The following is a 17,886-nucleotide window of genomic DNA, read 5'->3' on the forward strand; positions in this document are numbered from 1 at the left end:
CGACGACAACTGGCAATCTAGACGGCGGAGTTGATGTCTGCCGAGGGCGAGGGGAACATCTTTTTCGGCGCTGGGTGCCCGTCGCCCCCGCGGAACAGGTCGTTCCAGGTCGGACCGGAGCCCCCTATCTTGTGCCCCATGACCAGGATCCCGCACGACACGTCCGGCGAACCGAATCCCCTCCGCGCACTCTCCCTCGACAGCCTGCGATGTCGTACGAGCATGAAGTGGCGCACCTACCCGGCCGACGTGCTGCCCCTGTGGGTGGCCGAGATGGACGTACCGCTCGCCGAACCCGTCGTCCGCGCGGTGACCGACGCGCTCGCGCTCGGGGACACCGGATACCCGGCGGGCACCGCCTACGCCGAGGCGCTCGCCGGGTTCGCCGAGAAGAGGTGGGGGTGGGACGGGCTCGCCGTGGAGCGCACGGCGATCGTGCCCGACGTCATGCTGGGTGTCGTCGAGATGCTCAAGCTGGTCACCGCGCACGGGGATCCCGTGGTCGTGAACTCGCCGGTGTATCCGCCGTTCTACCAGTTCATCGAGCACATGGACCGGCAGGTCAGCCAGGCCCCGCTCGGCGCGGACCTGCGCCTCGACTTCGGCACGCTGGAGGACACCTTCCGGCAGGCGGTCGCCGGCGGACGCCGGGCCGCCTACCTGCTGTGCAGCCCGCACAACCCGACCGGAACCGTGCACACCGCCGAGGAACTCGCCGCCGTGGCGGCCCTCGCCGACCGGTACGGGGTGCGCGTGGTGGCGGACGAGATCCATGCCCCGCTCACCGCCTCGGGCGTGGACTTCGTGCCGTACCTGAGTGTGCCCGGCGCGGAGAACGGGCTGTCCCTCATGTCCGCGTCGAAGGCGTGGAACCTGGCGGGGCTGAAAGCGGCCCTCGCCCTCGCGGGCCCCGCGGCCGCCGCCGACCTCTCCCGGCTGCCCGAGGAGGTCAGCCACGGCCCCAGCCACATCGGCGTCATTGCCCACACGGCCGCGCTGACCGACGGCACGGCCTGGCTGGACGCGCTGCTCGCGGGCCTCGACGACAACCGGCGGCTGCTCGCAGGCCTGCTCGCCGAACACCTCCCGGCGGTCGCCCACCGGCCGGGCGAGGCCACCTACCTGGCCTGGCTCGACTGCCGCGCCCTCGACCTCGGCGACGATCCCGCGGCCGTGTTCCTGGAGCGGGGGAGGGTGGCCGTGAACTCGGGAATTCCCTTCGGCACCGGCGGGGCGGGGCATGTACGCCTGAACCTGGCGACCTCGCCCGAGGTGATCACTGAAGGCGTACGGCGGATGGCAGCGGCACTCGACTGAACCGGAGGCCGAGTGCACCTGGCGGCAGCGTGCACCAGGCGGCAGGGCGACCAGGCAGCAGACGGGGTGTCATGGACATGTGGCGGCGCCCTGTCATGATGACCCCATGCGCGTGCTGATGCCGGTCCCCGACCACGACTTCGACGTCACCGAGGTGGCCGTGCCGTGGCGGCTGCTCACCGACGCCGGACACGAGGTCGTCTTCGCCACCGAGCATGCCGGAACCCGGCCCGCCGCCGATCCACGGCTGCTGACGGGGGTGCTCCTCGGGCAGCTCGGCGCGGAGGACGAACCCAGGAGGTTCTACGAACAGCTCGCCGCGGCACCGGAGTTCACCGCCACGGTCGCCTGGGCCGAGGTGGACATGACGGCGTACGACGGACTGCTGCTGCCGGGCGGACACGCACCCGGCATGCGGCAGTACCTCGGCTCGGCTCAGCTGCAGGCGCAGGTAGCCCGCTTCTGGGCACTGGGCCGGCCGGTCGGCGCGATCTGCCACGGAGTGCTGGTCCTGGCCCGGACCCAGGACCCCGGCACGGGCCGCAGCATTCTGGCCGGCCGGCGGACGACCTGCCTGCCCAAGTACATGGAGCGCACCGCCTACCTGACCACCGCCTGGCGCCTCGGCCGCTACTACCGGACCTACCCGGCATACGTGGAGGACGAGGTGCGCGCCGCCCTCACGGACCCGGCCCGGTTCGAGCGTGGCCCCCGGGTACTTACCCGGCGCGGCACGGCGAGCGACGACACGCACGCCTTCGTCGTCCAGGACGGCACTCTTCTGTCGGCGCGCTGGCCGGGGGACGCGTACCTCTTCGCCCGCCGCTACCTTGAGCTCCTCGGGGCGTCGGCCGCTCCCTGAGGGCGCCGCCGCACGGTCCCGGACTTCGCCGCACCTGCTTAGACTTCCCGGTATGGACGACTCGTCGCTGGAGCGGCTCGGTGCGGGCAAGTACGTACTGATCACCAGCTACCGTAAGAACGGCACGCCGGTCGCCACCCCGGTGTGGGTGGTGCGCGACGGCGACACCCTCGGTGTGTGGACGCCCGCCGACTCCTGGAAGGTGAAGCGGATCCGGGCCCGCGGCGACATCCTCGTCGGCCCCTGCGACCTGCGCGGCAACCCCACCGGCAGCCAGGTCCCCGCCACCGCGGAGATCGGTGACGAGGCGACCGTCGCCCGCTACCGCGAACTCATCGCCCGCAAGTACGGAATCTCCGGCCGTCTGACCCTTCTCGGCAGCCGCCTGCGTCGGGGCCTGAAGGGCACCGTCGGTATCCGGGTCACGCTCAAGCCCTGAAACGCCGACGGCCGCGCGGTCCTCCCGAGAGGAACCGCACGGCCGCCACCACGGCGCTTCCTGTCCTACGACGCGTCCAGCACCGTGCCGGTCAGCACCGTCTCGCCGGGCTGCGACCCGTCGTTGGTGCCGAGCAGCTGCAGGCGGACGGACTCGGCGGGCTCCGCCACCTGGTCCCCGATGGTGGGCAGCGTCAGCTCCGCGCTCAGCTCACCCGGGGGCACCTCGATGTACAGGTAGACGGCTGCCTGGGACAGCGGACGCTCCGGGTCCGGCTTCTCGCTCGCGACGGATTCGAGCCATTGCGGGTCCACGTCCTTCGTGGACAGCTCCGGACCGTCGGTGACCGGTACGACCAGGTACACCGGGCCGAGGTCCACGTCCGCGGCCTCCGACAGCGTCGCCTTCCACTTCAGGGGCTGCCCCTCGGTCACCCGGTCGGCGATCGGCGTGACCGAGAACGTGGGCATCGGGTCGTCGTTCTGCACGCTGACCCCGCCCCGGTCCGAGCCGATGACGGCGTTCTTCACGGCTTTGACGAATACGTTGTCGTCCACGTCGTCGGAGTAGCGCTTGTTGCCCTTCACCTGGATCGACACGTCGATGCCGTGGCCGCCGGGGTGCACCGTCACCAGGTGCGCCTTCGCCTCGCCGGTGACCGGATCGACGACGTACACGCGGACCTGGCCGGTGCCGCGGCCGGACACCCGCACCGGCACCTGGTACATGCGGACGCCCGAGTCGCCCTCCTTGACCGTGGTGCGGCCGAGGTCCACGCGCGGCAGCGCGGCCTCCCGCACCGCCGGGGTGCCTGGGCGCCAGCCCCAGGCGTCCATCAGCCAGGCCTGCCCCTTGGCCGAACGCGGCGTCAGCTCAAGGGACTTGACGTGCTTCAGGTCGAGACCGGGCCGGGTGGCGGCGGTCAGCGGGACGCGGACCTCGCGGGCCCAGTAGGAGGCGGTCAGCGCGCTGCCAGGCAGTCCGTCGACACGGACGCGGCCGAGCGCGGCCCGCCTGCCGTGGGTGTCGGTGAGGGCCACGTCGAGCCGGGTGCCGGTGGAGTTGGGCGGCACGATCACCCGCAGGGCCAGGTCCTTGGCACCGTCCAGCGAAACCGGTGCGTCGGGCTGTACCCGCGCCGCCGATCCGGGCGCCGACCAGCTCAGCGCCACCGCGCGACGGCCGACCTCACGGGTTGTCTCCCACCCGGCGAAGTGCGGTGAGCCACCCTCGGTGTCGCGCCCGAGGCAGGCCACGTGCCGGTCCGGGTCCACGGCCGAGCACAGCCGTCCGCCCGCCACCGTGACCTTGCCGTCCGGCAGGAACCCGCCCCGGCGGTTCGCCCCGACCGCGTGCGTGAGCACACGCGCGGGGTCGGCCGAGGGTGCGCGCCGGCCCGACCCGTCGAGCAGCGGACGCACCCGGTCGTCACCGGCGACGAACAGCCGGGCCGCCGCCGCGATGTAGGTGCTGCCCGCCTGGTGCTGCTGGTTCGCGGTCAGCCGGGTGGCGGTGCCGGGTGAGCAGACCGGGTCCGGGTGCTCGGGGTCGTCGGAGAAGTCGTCCTGCGCGGGAGCCTGTGCCTGCCCGGGAGTCCACTGCGAGTTGAAGAAGTTGTGGTTGGCGCCGACCACGTACACCGCGCTGTGCAGCGCGGCACCGCGGCTGACCGAGCGGGTGCCGTCGACGTACACCTCGCCCTGCAGATCGGAGACGTCGCCGTCGCAGCCGGGCAGGATCGTCACCGACGCGACGTCCGCGACCGGATTCTGGCCGAAGATCGTCGGTCCGATCAGAACGGTGCCGCGGATGTGCCAGCGCACCGGGCCGTGATATCCGTCCTGCGCCGCGGGCGGCGGGTAGAGGCTGTCCATCGCTGCACGGTTGACGCCCTCGCCGCCGCGCGAGTGGCCGACGAGGAGGACGCGTGAGAGGTCGGCCGCCGGTGCGTTGCGTACGACCGCGGGGGCCGAGCCGGGGTGCGCGGCCCAGTCGGCCCAGCGGGCCAGGTGCTGTCGCACCAGGGACGAGCGGGCCTGGGCGCCGGCGTCCTCGGCGCCGTCGTCCTGGGCGTTGATGCCGTTGGCGGAGATCGACACCGTCACATAGCCCTGGGACGCCAGGAGTTGCTGGTCGAGCAAGTAACCCCGGTAGCTCGGGATCGACTTGGTGCCCGCCGGGCAGGGCCAGGCCATGGAGTCGTCGTCACCGGAGTAGCAGGTGGCGTGGCGGCCGTGCAGGAACAGCGCGAGCGGCCGGTGGCCGGTGGCACCCTTCGGCGCGACCACCACGGCGCGCATCTCGACCGGCTCGGGGAAGCCGGGCAGCTTCACCGGGTCGAGGGCGTACTCACCGGTGGCCGTGCGGTACTGACCCGGCTTGCCGGGGTCGACGGAGTTCGCCGGGAGCCTGGCAGGCGGCTGCGCGGCGACCGCGTCACGCCGGGCGCGCGGGGCGAGCGTACGGCCCGCGGCATCCAACTGCCGCCCTCCGGCCCGTACTTGAAGATCCTCAAGTCGCCCTGTTGCCCCTGCTGCCGTTCCCTGTTCGAGAGCGAGGCGGAAGGTGCGTCCGTCCTTGCCCGATGTCGGGTGACCGAGCAGCCGGTCGCCGGAATAGAAACCGACGCGTGCGTCCCCCATCGGCACGCGGGCGGTCGAGCGCCAGACGAGTTGTCGTGCGTCGTGCGTGCCGGTGATCCGCCAGCCGGGCGGGAGACCGCCGTCGCTGACGGCGGCTGCCGCAGAGGGTCTGGCGTCCGGCGGCGGTGCCGCCTGTGCCAGCCCTGGCGATCCCCCCGCCACCGCGAGTACCGCCGCAGCGGTGACCCATATTCGCCGGGCACGGAACAAGGTTGCCCTCCTCAAGTCCGATGTGCGGGCACCCCGTTGGTCGGCGGGGGGCCTCTCGTGTTCCGGAGGACGACTCGGGGTGTCTGTGGGTTGTCTGTGCCAGGAGATTCGGGTGGGGCCTCGCGGTGCCATCAGGCCAACCGGGGAAGGAGGCATGGGCCCCGGGCTTTCGGGACAGGACCCCTCAATGAGCCGAACTCCGTTGCGCGCCGCCATCGTCGGGACCGGCAGCCGTGCCCAGACCTTCACCCGTGGCCTCGCCGCCCGCCCGGGCCATCTGGTGGCCGCCCTGTGCGATCCGAGCCCGACGCGGATGGCCTTCCACAACCGGGTGCTGGCCGCCGCCGGTGAACCCGCCGCCACCGAGTGGGAACCGGACCGCTTCACCGACATGCTCGCCAAGGAGGACATCGACGAGGTCGTCGTCACGACCGTCGACGCGGCACACGACCGCTACATCGTGCCGGCACTGCGGGCGGGCTGCCGCGTCGTCACCGAGAAGCCCATGACCGTCGACGCGGACCGCTGCGCGCGCATCCTCGAAACGGTCGAGGCCACCGGGAACTCCCTCACCGTCGCCTTCAACTACCGCTTCAACCCGGTGCACGAGACGGTGCGCGCGCTGCTCGCGGACGGCGCCGTCGGCGAGATCCTGTCCGTGCACTTCGAGTGGCTCCTCGACACCCGCCACGGCGCCGACTACTTCCGCCGCTGGCACCGCGAGAAGCGGCACAGCGGTGGTCTCATGGTGCACAAGTCGAGCCACCACTTCGATCTGGTCAACTGGTGGCTCGCCGACGAGCCGCACGAGGTCTTCGGCTACGGACGGCTCGGCTTCTACGGTGCCGAGGCGGGCGAACGCCATGGCCTGCGCCGGGACTACGACCGCGCCCACGGGGCGGCCCCCGCCGACGGCGACCCCTTCGCCCTGGACCTCACCGCCAACGACACCCTCCGTTCCCTCTATCTGGACGCCGAGCAGGACGACGGATACCTCCGAGACCGCAACGTCTTCGGCGGCCCGGTCACCATCGAGGACGACATGGCGCTCCTCGTCCGCTACGCACGCGGGGCCACGATGACCTACCACCTCACCGCCTACTCCCCGTGGGAGGGCTACCGGGTCATGTTCAACGGCAGCGCCGGCCGCCTGGAGTTGGAGGTCGAGGAGAGCCGCTGGGCCCAGCCCCGCACCCCGGTCGCATCGGACAGCGGCGCACTGCACGGAGGCACGGCCGCGGAGCATGCGGGAGGCGCACGACTCACCCTTCGCCCGCTGTGGCGGCCTCCGCTCGACATCCCGCTCGACACCGCGCACGAGGCCCACGGCGGGGGAGACCCGCGCATGCTCGACGCCCTGTTCGGCCCCGTGGACACCGGCATGCCGACGGCTCCGGAGAAGCCGGCCCACCCCACGGCCACGGAACGGGACGGCGCCCTCGCCCTGGCCGTGGGAGTCGCGGCCAACAGGTGCTTCGAGACGGGGCGGCCGGTGGCCGTGCGGGATCTGATACCTGGGCTGTGGGGGCGATGAGGGGTGCCGGTGCGAGCCGTGCCATCGGCCGCAGACGAGCGTTCAGGTTCGGATGGGACTCGGTCGCTCCGTGCCTACATCGAACCGTCTCTCAGGACACGATCGAGTGCCGCCCGGCCTGCGGGGCCCCATGTCGGCTTGCCACCAGGCAGGCCCCGGTCTCCGTTCTGGCCCATCAGCATGAGGAACAGGCTTTTCATGGCGGCCAACCCGCGGGCGCGCCGGATCGTCCCCTCGTCTGCCTGCGCGTATGCCTCGAAGAAGGGTGAGGCGGCGTCGGCGGGAAGGAGGAGCCATGCGGCCGCGAGGTCCCACGCCGGATCGCCGGCGAACATGGCGTCGAAGTCGATCACCCCCGACAGCGTCCCGTCCGAGACGACGACGTTCGCGGGATGAAGATCGCCGTGCACCCAGAGCGGCGGTCCCTCCCACTCGGGCGCCGCGACGGCGTCGTCCCAGACGGCCCGGACATCGTCGGCGAGGTCGTCGGGGACGACGGCATGGAAGAAGTGGTCGAAGCCGTCCGTGCACTTCTTGGGGTGGTCGCCGCGGTCCTCCATGATCGGCGCGTCTTCGGGTGCCTCCGCATGGAGTGCGGTGAGGAAGCCCGCCAGAGTGTCGGCCGCGTGGTCGCCGCGGCTGATGGAGGTGTGGTCCAGCGGCTCGCCGGGGACCCACGTCATGACGGCCCAGGGCTTCGGGAAGCGCGCAGACGGTTCCCCGATCCGTACGGGGTTGGGGACCGGAAGCGGCAGGCGCGGGGCCAGGACGGGCAGCCACCGGCACTCCTTGCGCAGGAGATCCGGGGCACCTTGTGGACGCGGCATGCGCACGGCCAACTCGTCCCCAAGGCGCCACATTTGGTTGCCCCACCCACCCGCCACCTCACGGATGGCCAGCCCTGCGAGGTCCGGATGCTGCTCCTGCAGCAGGTCATGGACCAGGTCTTCGGTGATCTCGATCTCGGAGTCGGTCATGCGAAGCCAGGCTACTGGAGCCCGCCGCCGGTCCGACTCCGGCTCCGCTCGTGATCTCGCACAGGTCGACCACGTGCAGGTCCACATCGTCTCCGAGCCGCCGCCTCGCCAGTGTCAGCAACCCGGCGCCGGCGTCCAGGATCCGACGGCCAGTCACGTCTCCGGCGAGGGCCAACATCGCGGGCCGCTCGTAGTTGCTGCGACAGTTCTGCGACCGATGGGAGCCGAACGGTCCGGGTGTGAGGCAATGGCAGGAGCGCGCTACCGCGACAGCGGACTGGCACGAGTAGCCGTTATGCAGGCTCGGTAGAGCCGGCTCGGGCCTGTATGCGACCCGCCGCTCAGGACCAGGCGCGGAAGGGCTCGTCGATCAGCTGGAACACCGGCTCGCCGCGGACCGGGTCCTTGGCCGTGGACAGCCGGACCCGGTCACCGCTGTGGATGCCGATCAGCGGACCCATGACCCGGCCGCGCACCACGAACCCCTCGGCCATCTCGACGAGCGACACATTGCGCGCGGCGGGGGTGTTGCGGTGCACGACCGTGGAGTGGCGGACCGTGCCCGTGCCCGCACTGCGCTCCGTCCGCAGCTCGCCGCCCTGGCAGACCGGACACAGCAGCCGGTGGTACGTGGCGGTGCCGCACCATGTGCAGCGCTGGAAGAGGACGGTGTCCGAAGCGGCTGTCATGGGTTCGAGGACGCCTGCCGCGGAGCCGGCTGCCTGCATAGCAACGTTTCCTGAGTGGTGGTACACGCTGGTCAACTCCCTGCTCTCGGCCGGAATCCCACGTGCGCGGGTCAACCGTGCACGCACGTGCGCGGCTCACCGTGCCACCGTGCACGCCCACAATGTATGGCACTCAGTGTCACGCGTAAAGGCACTCCGTACCCTCAATTTCGTCCCAGCGCGGACTCGATCTCCTGGACGACCCGCCACAGAGGTGTGTCCCGGCGAGAGACGACGACCACCACGTCCTCGGGCTCCTCCGCGCCGTGGTGTGCGGGAGGCGTGCCGCCGAACGCCGCCCGGACGTACCCCAACGCGTGGTCCACAGCGGCGTCGGAGTCGCCCTTCCCGTCCGAACGCAACCAGGACCGCAGCGCGTTGTTGTGCGCCGCCACCACGGCGGCGGCGATCACGTCGGCCCGCAGGGTCCTGTCGCGGCCGGTGAAACGGGTACGCAGATACTCCGCGAGGGCACGCTCGTAACGCCACACCACGGACAGCTCGTACGCCCGCAGCCCCGGCACCTTCTTGGTGAGGCGGTAGCGCTGCACGGAGAACGTCGGGTTCTCGGCGTACATCCTCAGGACGAGACGGGCCGCGTCACAGACCCGGTGCACGGGCTCCTCCGCCTCACCGCTCTCGGCGAGGAAGGCCGTCATGTCGGCCAGGCACCGCTCGTGGTCGGGGAAGACCACGTCCTCCTTCGAGGGGAAGTAACGGAAGAACGACCGCCGTCCCACACCGGCGAGCGCCACGATGTCGTCGACCGTCGTCTGCTCGTAGCCCCGCTCCAGGAACAGCTGGAACGCCGCCGCCACCAGGGCGTCCCGCATCGGTGGCTTCACGGCCGCCGCCTCCGTATTCATGGACGGAACGTAGCATCGGACCGCGCTGATGGCACTCAGTGCAGCCCTGGCGGGGAACTCGGTGCTCCCACCTTTCCGCGGCGAGCGCATGGAGCGCATTGAGCGCAAAAGTGGAGGGCAACGACCGATACGGTCGCCGGCGCGGAGCTGCGGATCGGGACCGCGGCGCTGTGAACCCCGATTGAATCCCCAGGTCAGACGTTTGCGCGGCAGGCCTGCGGCGGCATACGCTGCGGCACCCGCAGCCGCCGAGGAGCACCCCATGACACGCGCCCGTCCCCGCATCCTCTACGTCACCGACCTGGCGTATCCGGCACGCGGGCGCCGCTATGGCGACGAGGACACCTTCCTCACCTCGCGCCTGCGAGAGGACTTCGACCTCGCCCTGTGCCATCCGCTGGACGCGGCCGCACTCATGGGTGCCTTCGAAGCGGTCGTCGTACGCAACAGCGGACCCGTCCTGTCCTACCAGGAGGCGTACGAGGACTTCCGTGAGCGGGCGATCGGCAGCGGGGCGCGCGTCTACAACCAGCTCTCCGGCAAGGGCGACATGGCCGGCAAGCAGTACCTGCTCGACCTCACCGCCGCGCACTACCCGGTCATCCCCACCGTCGACCGCACCGAGGACCTGCACCGGCTGCCCGAGACGGACCGCTACGTCGTCAAGCCCAGGCTCGGCGCCGACTCCATCGGCCTGCGGATCGTTTCCGCGGACCAGCTGTGCGACCTCGTGGACGGAGACGTTCTCGTCCAGCCGTGCGTCGACTTCGCCTACGAGGTGTCCTTCTACTTCGTCGACCACGACTTCCAGTACGCCCTGTACGCGCCGCACCTCGACCGACGCTGGCAGCTGGAACCGTACGATCCGACCGACGACGACCTCGCATTCGCCCGACACTTCATCGACTGGAACACCGTCGACCACGGTATCCAGCGCGTGGACGCCTGCCGGGCGCCCGGCGGTGAGCTGTTGCTGGTCGAGCTGGAGGACCTCAACCCGTACCTGTCGTTGGACGCACTGGCACACCCGGCACGGGACGCCTTCGTCAGCGCGATGAAGACATCCCTGCACCGCTTCCTCGGCACCCAGGCCTGAGCGCGCTCTCACTTCAGCGCCGAGGCGGAGGGAGACCGCATCCGCTGAACTCCCGGGGCGGCAGCCGCGTATCACTCCTCGGGGAACGGTGGAGGCCCCTGCCACGGGGCGTAAGGAGAGCACAGTGCCCACACCGCCTGTATCCGGGTCGTCGCACGACCGCCCGCCGCTGGAACCGATCCATGTCCTGCGCCCGCGCCGCACCGACGCCCTGGCGGAGTTGTTCCGGGAGATGGAGCAGAGCCGCGCCGATCTTGAGTCCGTCGCCGTGCGGGACCCGCGGTCCTGGGACGAGGGCGAGACGCAGGAACTCCCGCCCGTGCGCACCCGCGACGTCGACCCGCCGCGCGCAGGCGGCCGTTTGGGGTTCGGGCCCGGGCTGCGCCGTGCCGCCGTGACGGTCGCCGTCTCCGCGGCCGCCCTCGTCGGCTTCGGCTGCGCCCTGCTGCTGGTCGGCAGGAACGACGACGCGGCCGCGCAGGAGCCCCAGCCCACCGCGCCCGCGCAGCCGACCGCGACCGCCTCCGCCGCCGCTCCCGGCCCGGCGGACCCCGACGGCGCCGGCACCCTCCGCGACGGCGACAGCGGCCCGGCGGTGACCGACCTGCAGGAACGCCTGCTGCACATCCCCGACGTCTACAAGAACGGCTCCACGAGCGGCACCTACGACGCCACCCTCAGGGAGGCGGTGGCCCGCTTCCAGCTCTGGTATGGCATCAGAGGCGACGAGGACGGCGTCTACGGCGACGACACGCGGCAGGCGCTGGAGTCCCGGACGGCCTCCGGCACCGGCTGACCGGCCGGCCGCCGGCCCTCGAACACGGGGCAACGGGTGCGGAAATCCCTGTGAGTGAGGGACTGCCAGGCGTCACCCTGGGCACAGGGGCGACGCACCCGGCGCCCCGCCCGTTCGACCCGAAAGCCACGCCCATGAACGGCTCCCGCATCCCGGGCCTGGTCCTGCCCGTCCTGTTCCTGGTGGCCCTGGTCGTGGGCGCGCTCTGGTACTGGCGCCATCGTGGCGACGAGTGAACGGTGACCGGCCGCCGAGCCGCGTCACTCTCCGCACCGGCGACCGGTTCGCGTCACCGTCCGCACCGCGGCCGTCTGCTCCGCGGCCGTCTACTCGGGAACCGGCTACTCCAGATCCATCGGAGCCCTGATGTCGAGCAGACACACGTCGTCCCGACGCTCGCCCTCCAGCATCGCGGCGAGCAGCGGCCCCAGGGACAGGGAACCGGGGTCGTCGGAGTGGTGGCTCAGGACGGCCTCGGAGAGCCGCTTCAGGCCCCGGTCGATACTCTCCTCGGGCCGCTCGACCAGACCGTCGGTGTAGAGGATGACGCGGTCGCCCGGTTCGAGCCGGCACTCCGCCTCCACGTAGACCGGTGCCGCACTCGCCCCGAGCAGCATGCCGCGGGGACGGTCGAGATAGCGCACCTGGCCGCCGCGCAGCAGCAGAGGCGGCGGATGACCGGCCTGTGCCCAGACCAGGCGTCGCTCCGCCGAGTTGTAGCGGGCCAGGACCAGCGTCGCGGTGCCGTGGGAGTCACGGGAGTGCAGCAGCAGCGTGTTGAGCCGGTCGAGCGCACCCGTCAGCGAGGACCCCGTGATGACCATGCCCTTGGCGGTGAAGCGGAGTTGGGCCATGGTGGCGACCGCGTCGATGCCGTGCCCGGCGACGTCGCCCACCACGAAGAGGGCGTCCCCGTCGGGCAGTTCGATGGCACTGAACCAGTCACCGCCGACATGGATGCCCGACTGGGCGGGCAGATAGGCGACCTCGACGCGCAGCCCGGCCAGGCGCACGGGCCGGATCGGCAGCGGAAGCAGGGCGTGCTGGAGCCGGCCCGCCAGCGTCCGCTCGGCACGCAGCACGTCGTGCTGGGTGAGCATGGCCCGCTCGCTCTCCACGAGGGCGAGCTCGGCGCTGCGCTGCGCGGTGAGGTCCTGTACGACGCCGTGCACCTCGACGGGCGTTCCGGCGGCGTCCGGCACGGCTTCGGCGACGACCCGCAGATGCCGTAGCCCACTTGCCGTCCTGATGCGGAACGGAATGTCGAACGTCCGCCCCTCGCCGAGGAGTTCCGCGATGGCGTGGGCCAGCGCGGGCACGTCCTCGGGCAGGGTGAGCTCGGGGAGTTCGGTGAGGCCGACCGGCCCGCGCGCGGGGTTCCGGTCGAAGAGGGTGAACACCTGGGAGGACCAGGTGACTTCGTGCGTGACCAGGTTCCAGCTCGCCCAGCCGAGGCTGCCCAGTCGCTGCACGTCCGCGAGGCGCTGCTCCTGCCGGTCGGAGGAGCCGTGCCGCACCCAGGTGATGACCAGCCCCGCGCCCAGCCGCGCCGCCCGCACCGAGTAGGTGGACAGCTCGGTGACCCCGGCGACGACCTCCTGGTGCGCGAACGGCTCGCTCTCGTAGGGCTTCCCGGTGGTGAGCGCTCGCCGCAGGCCCTGCCACAGGGGCTCGGTCGCCAGCGCCGGACAGCACTCGCGGAACCGACGGCCGATCAGTTGCCGCCCGGCGCGCCCGACGACGTCGACGGCCTGTGTGGTCGCGGCGTCGATGCGGTAGTCCTTGATGCCTCCCGACGCGGCGGGCAGCGGCGTCAGCAGCATCGCCGCGTCGGGCAGCGCGTCGAACACGGCCTGCACGGTGTCCACCGAGGCGTCGGCGATGTCCTGGGAGCGGGTGTCGAACGCGCGCAGCCGGCCGGCGCACAACTGCGCCACCGCGTGCAGGTGCTGCCGGACATCGGCGCTGAACGGTCCGACGCGGGTGCGCAGGACCCCGATGCACACGTCGGGCACGTCACCGGTGGGCACGGGCAGCCAGGCGCGGGACGGCCAACGCTCGGGCGAATCCCCGATCATCAGATAGCGTTTCCGGTCCGCCGCGGCGTCCTCCAGCCAGCGCGGCTCCTCGGCCCGCAGCGCGTCGAGCGCGGGAACCCCGGCCAGCGGCGGTACCCGGTGCCACTGGGTGGCCAGGGTGTCGTCGATGCCGGCGTGCCCGATCAGCTCCAGGCCTCCCGATGACAGCAGGGAATAGATCATGACGGCGCCCGCGCCGACCTCCGGCGCGAGATGTCCCAACAGGCACCGGGCGAGTTCCTGCGGTGTGGCCACATGGACGAGTTCCCGGCCGAGCGGGCCGAGGGCCGCCGAACCCTCGTCGGTGGTGGCCACGTCGTGTGCGGAGGCGGGGGAGGACTCGGGGGTGAGGTCGGGGTCCGGTCGGGGTGCGGTGGCGGCCGGTGCCGTTGCCAGGCCGCCGAGGGTGACCCAGCACTCCTCGAGCAGTGTGCGGGTCCCGTCCGCGGCGCGTCGCTGCAACTCCTCCTCGGCGGCGTCCGGGGAGCAGCCGGTCAGCGCCATGACGGCGCCCTTGGCCTGCTCCAGGACGGCTGTCTTGGCGGCCAGGTCGCGCAGCCGGTCCATCTCGGCGCGCTGCCTGGCGACCACCTTGGCCAGCGCAACGGTGTCCGGCGCGGGGCGGGACTCAGCCGGCGTTGCGGGCTCGCTCGTCACGCGTTGAGCATCGCACATCGGGAGGTCTTCGATCGTGGTCTTGCCGGCCCGGGCTTCACTCGAAAGGGGAAGCTCGCAGGCCTCGTGCTGACGATCTGGACGGTACGGGCGGCGGCAACGTCCGCGCATCCGGTACGGCCACCGCCCCGGAGCCGGCCGGGCACGGGTGGGGACAGGTATGCCGGCGCCGGCCGGGAGCGGGAGTTCGAGGAGTGACGCGAGGGCGGGCTGCCGTCAGCGGCCGGAGTCGACCAGGGCCTGGGTGACCGTACGGACGCTGCGCGCGATGTGCTGGAGCTGCAGCACCTCTGCCGCGTAGAGCTTGATCGTGTGCTCGATGACCGACTCGTGCAGGCCCAGCGCGGGCAGGTCCGCGCGCGCGGTCTGCAGGGCGGTACGCGCGACCCGGATCTCGTGCTGGACCTGAATCTGGGCATGGCGGGCCAGGAGCACGGGGTGGCGGATCAGGGCCGGATAGCTGGCGTAGCGCGCGGGCACCAGCTCGCGCAGCCACCTGGCCGCCGAGCGCTCCCAGTCATAGGAACCGGGCGTCTTGACCTGGCACGGCCAGTCCGGGCTGATGCGCGTGGTCGTCAGTTGCATGATCATCGCTTCCGGTGTGCGGCGTCGGGAGGGTTGGTCCGACGTGGTCGGGCGGCCCCGGTCTAGGGGATGACCGGGGCCGCCAAGGGCGCTCGCACGGAAACGAGGCCCGACCGGACACCCTGGGCGCCGACGCGGGTAGGAGACGGCGGCTTCGGGTGTCCGGGGTGACGCGTGAGCAGTATTTATATATGCCGTCCGCTTTGCAAGACGCATGAAAACATTCATGCGTGATTTGTTGTGAAAGGTCCCTTTGTTATGCCGCACAACCGGAGGGGTGCGGGGTGCGGGTGGGGGCCGTCAGTCGCGCAGGAAGAAGTGGTGCTGGTCGGAGATCTGCTCGTACTCCTCGAGCCGGGCCTGGGTGCGCTCGGGGTCCGCGTCGGTCATGGCCTGCAGCAGCGCGGCGGCGATCACGCCGGGTGCCGCGTAGGAGTCGAAGACCAGGCGGGAACCGGTGCCGGTGGCGAAGACGACGTCCGCCTCGTCGGCCACCGCCCCCAGCGCCAGGTCTGTGACCAGGGCGACCTTCAACCCGGCGCCGCGCGCGACCCGTACGGCCGTGAGGGTCTCATGGGCGTGGCGTGGCATGGAGAACGCCAGCACCCAGATGCCGCCCGCCTCGCGCGACTGCAACAGCGCGTCGTAGGCGACGCTGCCGCCCCGCGTCACCAGCCGCACGTCCGGGTGGATACGGCGCGCCGCGTACGCGAAGTACTCGGCGAGCGAACCGGAGATACGCAGCCCGAGGACGGTCAGGGGGGTGGACGCCGCCAGCCGGCGCCCGATGGCGATCAGCTGGTCGGGGTCGGCGAAGTCGCGCCGCAGGTTCTCCAGGTTCTCGATCTCGGCGTCGACGGCCGCCTGCAGCTCGTTGCTGCCGTTCTCCTCGGTGGCGGCGGGGCCGCCGGCCAGCGTGCCGAGGGCGATCGACTGGAGCTTCTCGCGCAGAGCCGGGTAGCCGCTGAAGCCGACCGCCGCGGCGAAACGCGTCACCGACGGCTGGCTCACGCCCACGCGTTCCGCGAGGTCGGTGATCGAGAGGAACGCCGCTTCGGTGATGTGCTCGATCAGATACTGGGCGATGCGCCGCTGCCCGGGGGAGAGCCGGGGCCGGTCGAAGAGCGTCCTGAGCTGGGAGGCCGGGGCGGCCTCCACCTCCGGAGCCGTCTTGCCCGAGGTGATCGCGGATGCCTGTGCGCGTGCCTGCTGCGGCGATGGCACCGGTGTGCCTCCTTTGTCTCCCACAGTGCTTCAACATAGCCCACACACCGTCGTGACCAGGGCTTGTACGGCCGTATCCGGGACCGCCGGATGTGTACTCACATAGCTTGTGGGGTGTGCGTCACCGGCGGTAGATCGTGATCGAATGACCGACCTCGTCGATCGGGTGGCTGCTGTCGATCAATGCGGCCAGCCTGCCCTGGGCCTTGGCCACGGCCGAGTCCGACACGACCAGCAGCCCGCGCACCTGGCGCGGGGGCGCCTTCCGTGGGTCGGACGCGTCGATGCCGTAGTACGAGGGCACACCGCTGCCCTTGTACACCAGCCAGATCCGCTGACCCCGGTAGCGCTCGTGCAACCGGTCGGCGAGCCGGCCCAGGTCCTGGCCCCAGTCCACGTTCGAGTCGTGCAGCCGCAGATGGGTCTTGACGGGACCGCCGAACGCCTCGTTGGAGTACGGCAGATAGTAGGGGAACGTCCGCAGCGAGCTGACGGCGACGAACAGCACCAGCGCGCCCGTCACGAGCGGCGCCCACCGCCACCGCACGGCGAGCACGCAACCCGCGGCCACCGCCAGGAACATCGGCACGAAGATGGCGTACCGGGTACCGAAGTCCCGTGCCCCGGTCATGGCGGCGGCCAGCAGCACACCGGCGGGCACGAGCACGTACGGCGCGGCGGGCCGCAGTCGCCGTACCGCCACCACCACGACGGCGCCGGCCGCCCACAGCGCGAGCATGCCCAGCGGCGTCTTCACCAGCAGCGCGGCCGGCAGGTAGTACCAGCGGGACCCGGTGTACAGATGCCCGAACAGGAAGCCCTGCCACGGATAGTCCTCCAGGCCGAACTGGATGCGCATGCCGTCCCGGTACGCCTCCGGGAACGGCAGCAGCTGCACGATCAGCCCCTTCAGGCCGTGCACGGCGGGCACCTGCTGCCCCGGCGACCAGCGCAGCCGCGGATCGACCGCCAGATACGACGTCCATACGACGGCGACGGCTGCCGCGCCGACGACCAACGCCGCCGTGGCGGCCCGCACCAGTGTCCTTCGCCGGTCCCCGGAACCCGCCCGCCACACCGACCAGGCGGCCAGCGCCAGCAGCACCGGAACCACCGGGAGCACGTTCATCTTCGTGGCCAGCCCCGCACCGAGGGCCACCCCCGCCCACGGGACGTACAGCCGCGGCCGCCGGCGCGCCCGCCACAGCAGCCACGCAGAGGTCAGCACGAACCCGGCCGCGGGCACGTCGAGCGTGGCCAGCGAGCCCTGCGCGATGACGTCGGGGGAGAAGGCGTACAGGGCCAGAGCCGCCAACCCGGCCGCGGCGCCCGCCAGTTCACGCGCGAAGGCGAACACCACGAGCCCGAACAGCAGGGTCAGCACGATCATCGGCAGGCGGGCCCAGAACATCAGCCGCCACGGGTCGTTGCCGGACTCGTACAACAGATGCCGGCCGAACCGGCTCTGATCGCCCTTGTACGAGGTGTCGACGTGCGGGCCGGCGACCGCCACCCCGGCCGCGACGACCAGCTTGCCGAGCGGCGGGTGCTCGGGGTTGAGCCGCACCCGGTGCTCGTGCAGGTAGTCGGCGGCCGTGGCGACGTAGATGGGCTCGTCGATGGTCGGCGTCTGCTGCACGGCGGTCGTGACCATCGCCGCCGCCATCTGGCCGAGCAGCACGACCACCAGCAGTGGCACCAGCCACCGCCGGCCGGGCCGGGGCGCCTTTCCGGCGGCCGTCGCCCGCGGCGGGGGGTGTTCCTCGTCGTCGCGTGTGCCCGGCTCAAGGACCGAGTGCTGTTCGTGCGCCATCATCCGCCCCGCGGTGACACCGACCGCGAGTGGGCGGGAGCGAT

Annotated in this window: 15 protein-coding genes and 1 pseudogene; 7 read left to right on the plus strand and 9 right to left on the minus strand. The window is 71.7% G+C overall.

From position 1 onward, the window contains the following. Positions 1-138 precede the first annotated feature (138 nt). The 3 genes from OG870_RS45820 (at position 139) to OG870_RS45830 (ending at position 2,618) form a co-directional block, all read left to right on the plus strand. A complete protein-coding gene (locus OG870_RS45820) occupies positions 139-1,317 on the plus strand; it encodes a MalY/PatB family protein (protein WP_266527967.1) in 1,179 nt (392 codons plus the stop codon). A 106-nt stretch (positions 1,318-1,423) separates the two neighbouring features. Further along, the gene (locus OG870_RS45825; protein ID WP_266527970.1) at positions 1,424-2,179 is read left to right on the plus strand and encodes a type 1 glutamine amidotransferase domain-containing protein; all 756 of its coding nucleotides are present in this window, start codon (positions 1,424-1,426) and stop codon (positions 2,177-2,179) included. A gap of 52 nt (positions 2,180-2,231) precedes the next feature. Beyond that, complete coding sequence (locus tag OG870_RS45830; protein ID WP_266527973.1) at positions 2,232-2,618, plus strand: PPOX class F420-dependent oxidoreductase; 387 nt, start codon at positions 2,232-2,234, stop codon at positions 2,616-2,618. A gap of 65 nt (positions 2,619-2,683) precedes the next feature. Here OG870_RS45830 and OG870_RS45835 read toward each other — a convergent pair whose 3' ends face one another. Beyond that, positions 2,684-5,470, minus strand: coding sequence for an alpha/beta hydrolase family protein (locus tag OG870_RS45835; protein ID WP_327692208.1), 2,787 nt, complete (start codon positions 5,468-5,470; stop codon positions 2,684-2,686). A gap of 187 nt (positions 5,471-5,657) precedes the next feature. On the opposite strand from OG870_RS45835, the gene OG870_RS45840 reads away from it, so the two are divergent. Next, positions 5,658-7,004, plus strand: coding sequence for a Gfo/Idh/MocA family protein (locus OG870_RS45840; protein WP_327692209.1), 1,347 nt, complete (start codon positions 5,658-5,660; stop codon positions 7,002-7,004). 74 nt (positions 7,005-7,078) lie between these two features. Here the strand turns inward: OG870_RS45840 and OG870_RS45845 are convergent, their stop codons facing one another. The 4 genes and pseudogenes from OG870_RS45845 to OG870_RS45860 form a co-directional block, all read right to left on the minus strand. Continuing rightward, positions 7,079-7,981 carry an aminoglycoside phosphotransferase family protein gene (locus tag OG870_RS45845; protein WP_327692210.1) on the minus strand — a complete coding sequence of 301 codons (903 nt, stop codon included), beginning with the start codon at positions 7,979-7,981 and terminating at the stop codon, positions 7,079-7,081. A 61-nt stretch (positions 7,982-8,042) separates the two neighbouring features. Continuing rightward, positions 8,043-8,174, minus strand: a pseudogene (locus tag OG870_RS45850) (SAM-dependent methyltransferase); the annotation flags it as partial. 148 nt (positions 8,175-8,322) lie between these two features. Further along, positions 8,323-8,736 carry a Zn-ribbon domain-containing OB-fold protein gene (locus OG870_RS45855; protein WP_266587951.1) on the minus strand — a complete coding sequence of 138 codons (414 nt, stop codon included), beginning with the start codon at positions 8,734-8,736 and terminating at the stop codon, positions 8,323-8,325. Between the two features lie 137 nt (positions 8,737-8,873). Beyond that, complete coding sequence (locus OG870_RS45860; RefSeq protein ID WP_266928389.1) at positions 8,874-9,542, minus strand: TetR family transcriptional regulator; 669 nt, start codon at positions 9,540-9,542, stop codon at positions 8,874-8,876. 295 nt (positions 9,543-9,837) lie between these two features. Between OG870_RS45860 and OG870_RS45865 the strand changes: the two genes are divergently transcribed. The 3 genes from OG870_RS45865 to OG870_RS45875 all read left to right on the plus strand — a co-directional run bounded on the left by OG870_RS45865 (position 9,838) and on the right by OG870_RS45875 (position 11,703). Then, positions 9,838-10,671 carry a hypothetical protein gene (locus tag OG870_RS45865; protein ID WP_266928243.1) on the plus strand — a complete coding sequence of 278 codons (834 nt, stop codon included), beginning with the start codon at positions 9,838-9,840 and terminating at the stop codon, positions 10,669-10,671. Positions 10,672-10,795: 124 nt separating this feature from the next. Next, positions 10,796-11,467: a peptidoglycan-binding domain-containing protein gene (locus OG870_RS45870; protein ID WP_266928241.1), complete on the plus strand. Its 672-nt coding sequence runs from the start codon at positions 10,796-10,798 to the stop codon at positions 11,465-11,467. A gap of 50 nt (positions 11,468-11,517) precedes the next feature. Next, the gene (locus tag OG870_RS45875; protein ID WP_266527994.1) at positions 11,518-11,703 is read left to right on the plus strand and encodes a hypothetical protein; all 186 of its coding nucleotides are present in this window, start codon (positions 11,518-11,520) and stop codon (positions 11,701-11,703) included. Positions 11,704-11,808: 105 nt separating this feature from the next. Here OG870_RS45875 and OG870_RS45880 read toward each other — a convergent pair whose 3' ends face one another. The 4 genes from OG870_RS45880 to OG870_RS45895 all read right to left on the minus strand — a co-directional run bounded on the left by OG870_RS45880 (position 11,809) and on the right by OG870_RS45895 (position 17,845). After that, positions 11,809-14,112, minus strand: a complete 2,304-nt coding sequence (locus OG870_RS45880) for a SpoIIE family protein phosphatase (protein ID WP_323180331.1) — start codon at positions 14,110-14,112, stop codon at positions 11,809-11,811. 324 nt (positions 14,113-14,436) lie between these two features. Then, the gene (locus OG870_RS45885) at positions 14,437-14,811 is read right to left on the minus strand and encodes a hypothetical protein (protein WP_266527999.1); all 375 of its coding nucleotides are present in this window, start codon (positions 14,809-14,811) and stop codon (positions 14,437-14,439) included. Positions 14,812-15,105: 294 nt separating this feature from the next. Next, positions 15,106-16,029: a MurR/RpiR family transcriptional regulator gene (locus OG870_RS45890; RefSeq protein WP_266528002.1), complete on the minus strand. Its 924-nt coding sequence runs from the start codon at positions 16,027-16,029 to the stop codon at positions 15,106-15,108. 121 nt (positions 16,030-16,150) lie between these two features. Further along, positions 16,151-17,845, minus strand: coding sequence for an ArnT family glycosyltransferase (locus tag OG870_RS45895; RefSeq protein ID WP_266928236.1), 1,695 nt, complete (start codon positions 17,843-17,845; stop codon positions 16,151-16,153). Between the last annotated feature and the right edge of the window lie 41 nt (positions 17,846-17,886).

Source organism: Streptomyces sp. NBC_00461, assembly GCF_036013935.1.
Taxonomy (GTDB): domain Bacteria; phylum Actinomycetota; class Actinomycetes; order Streptomycetales; family Streptomycetaceae; genus Streptomyces.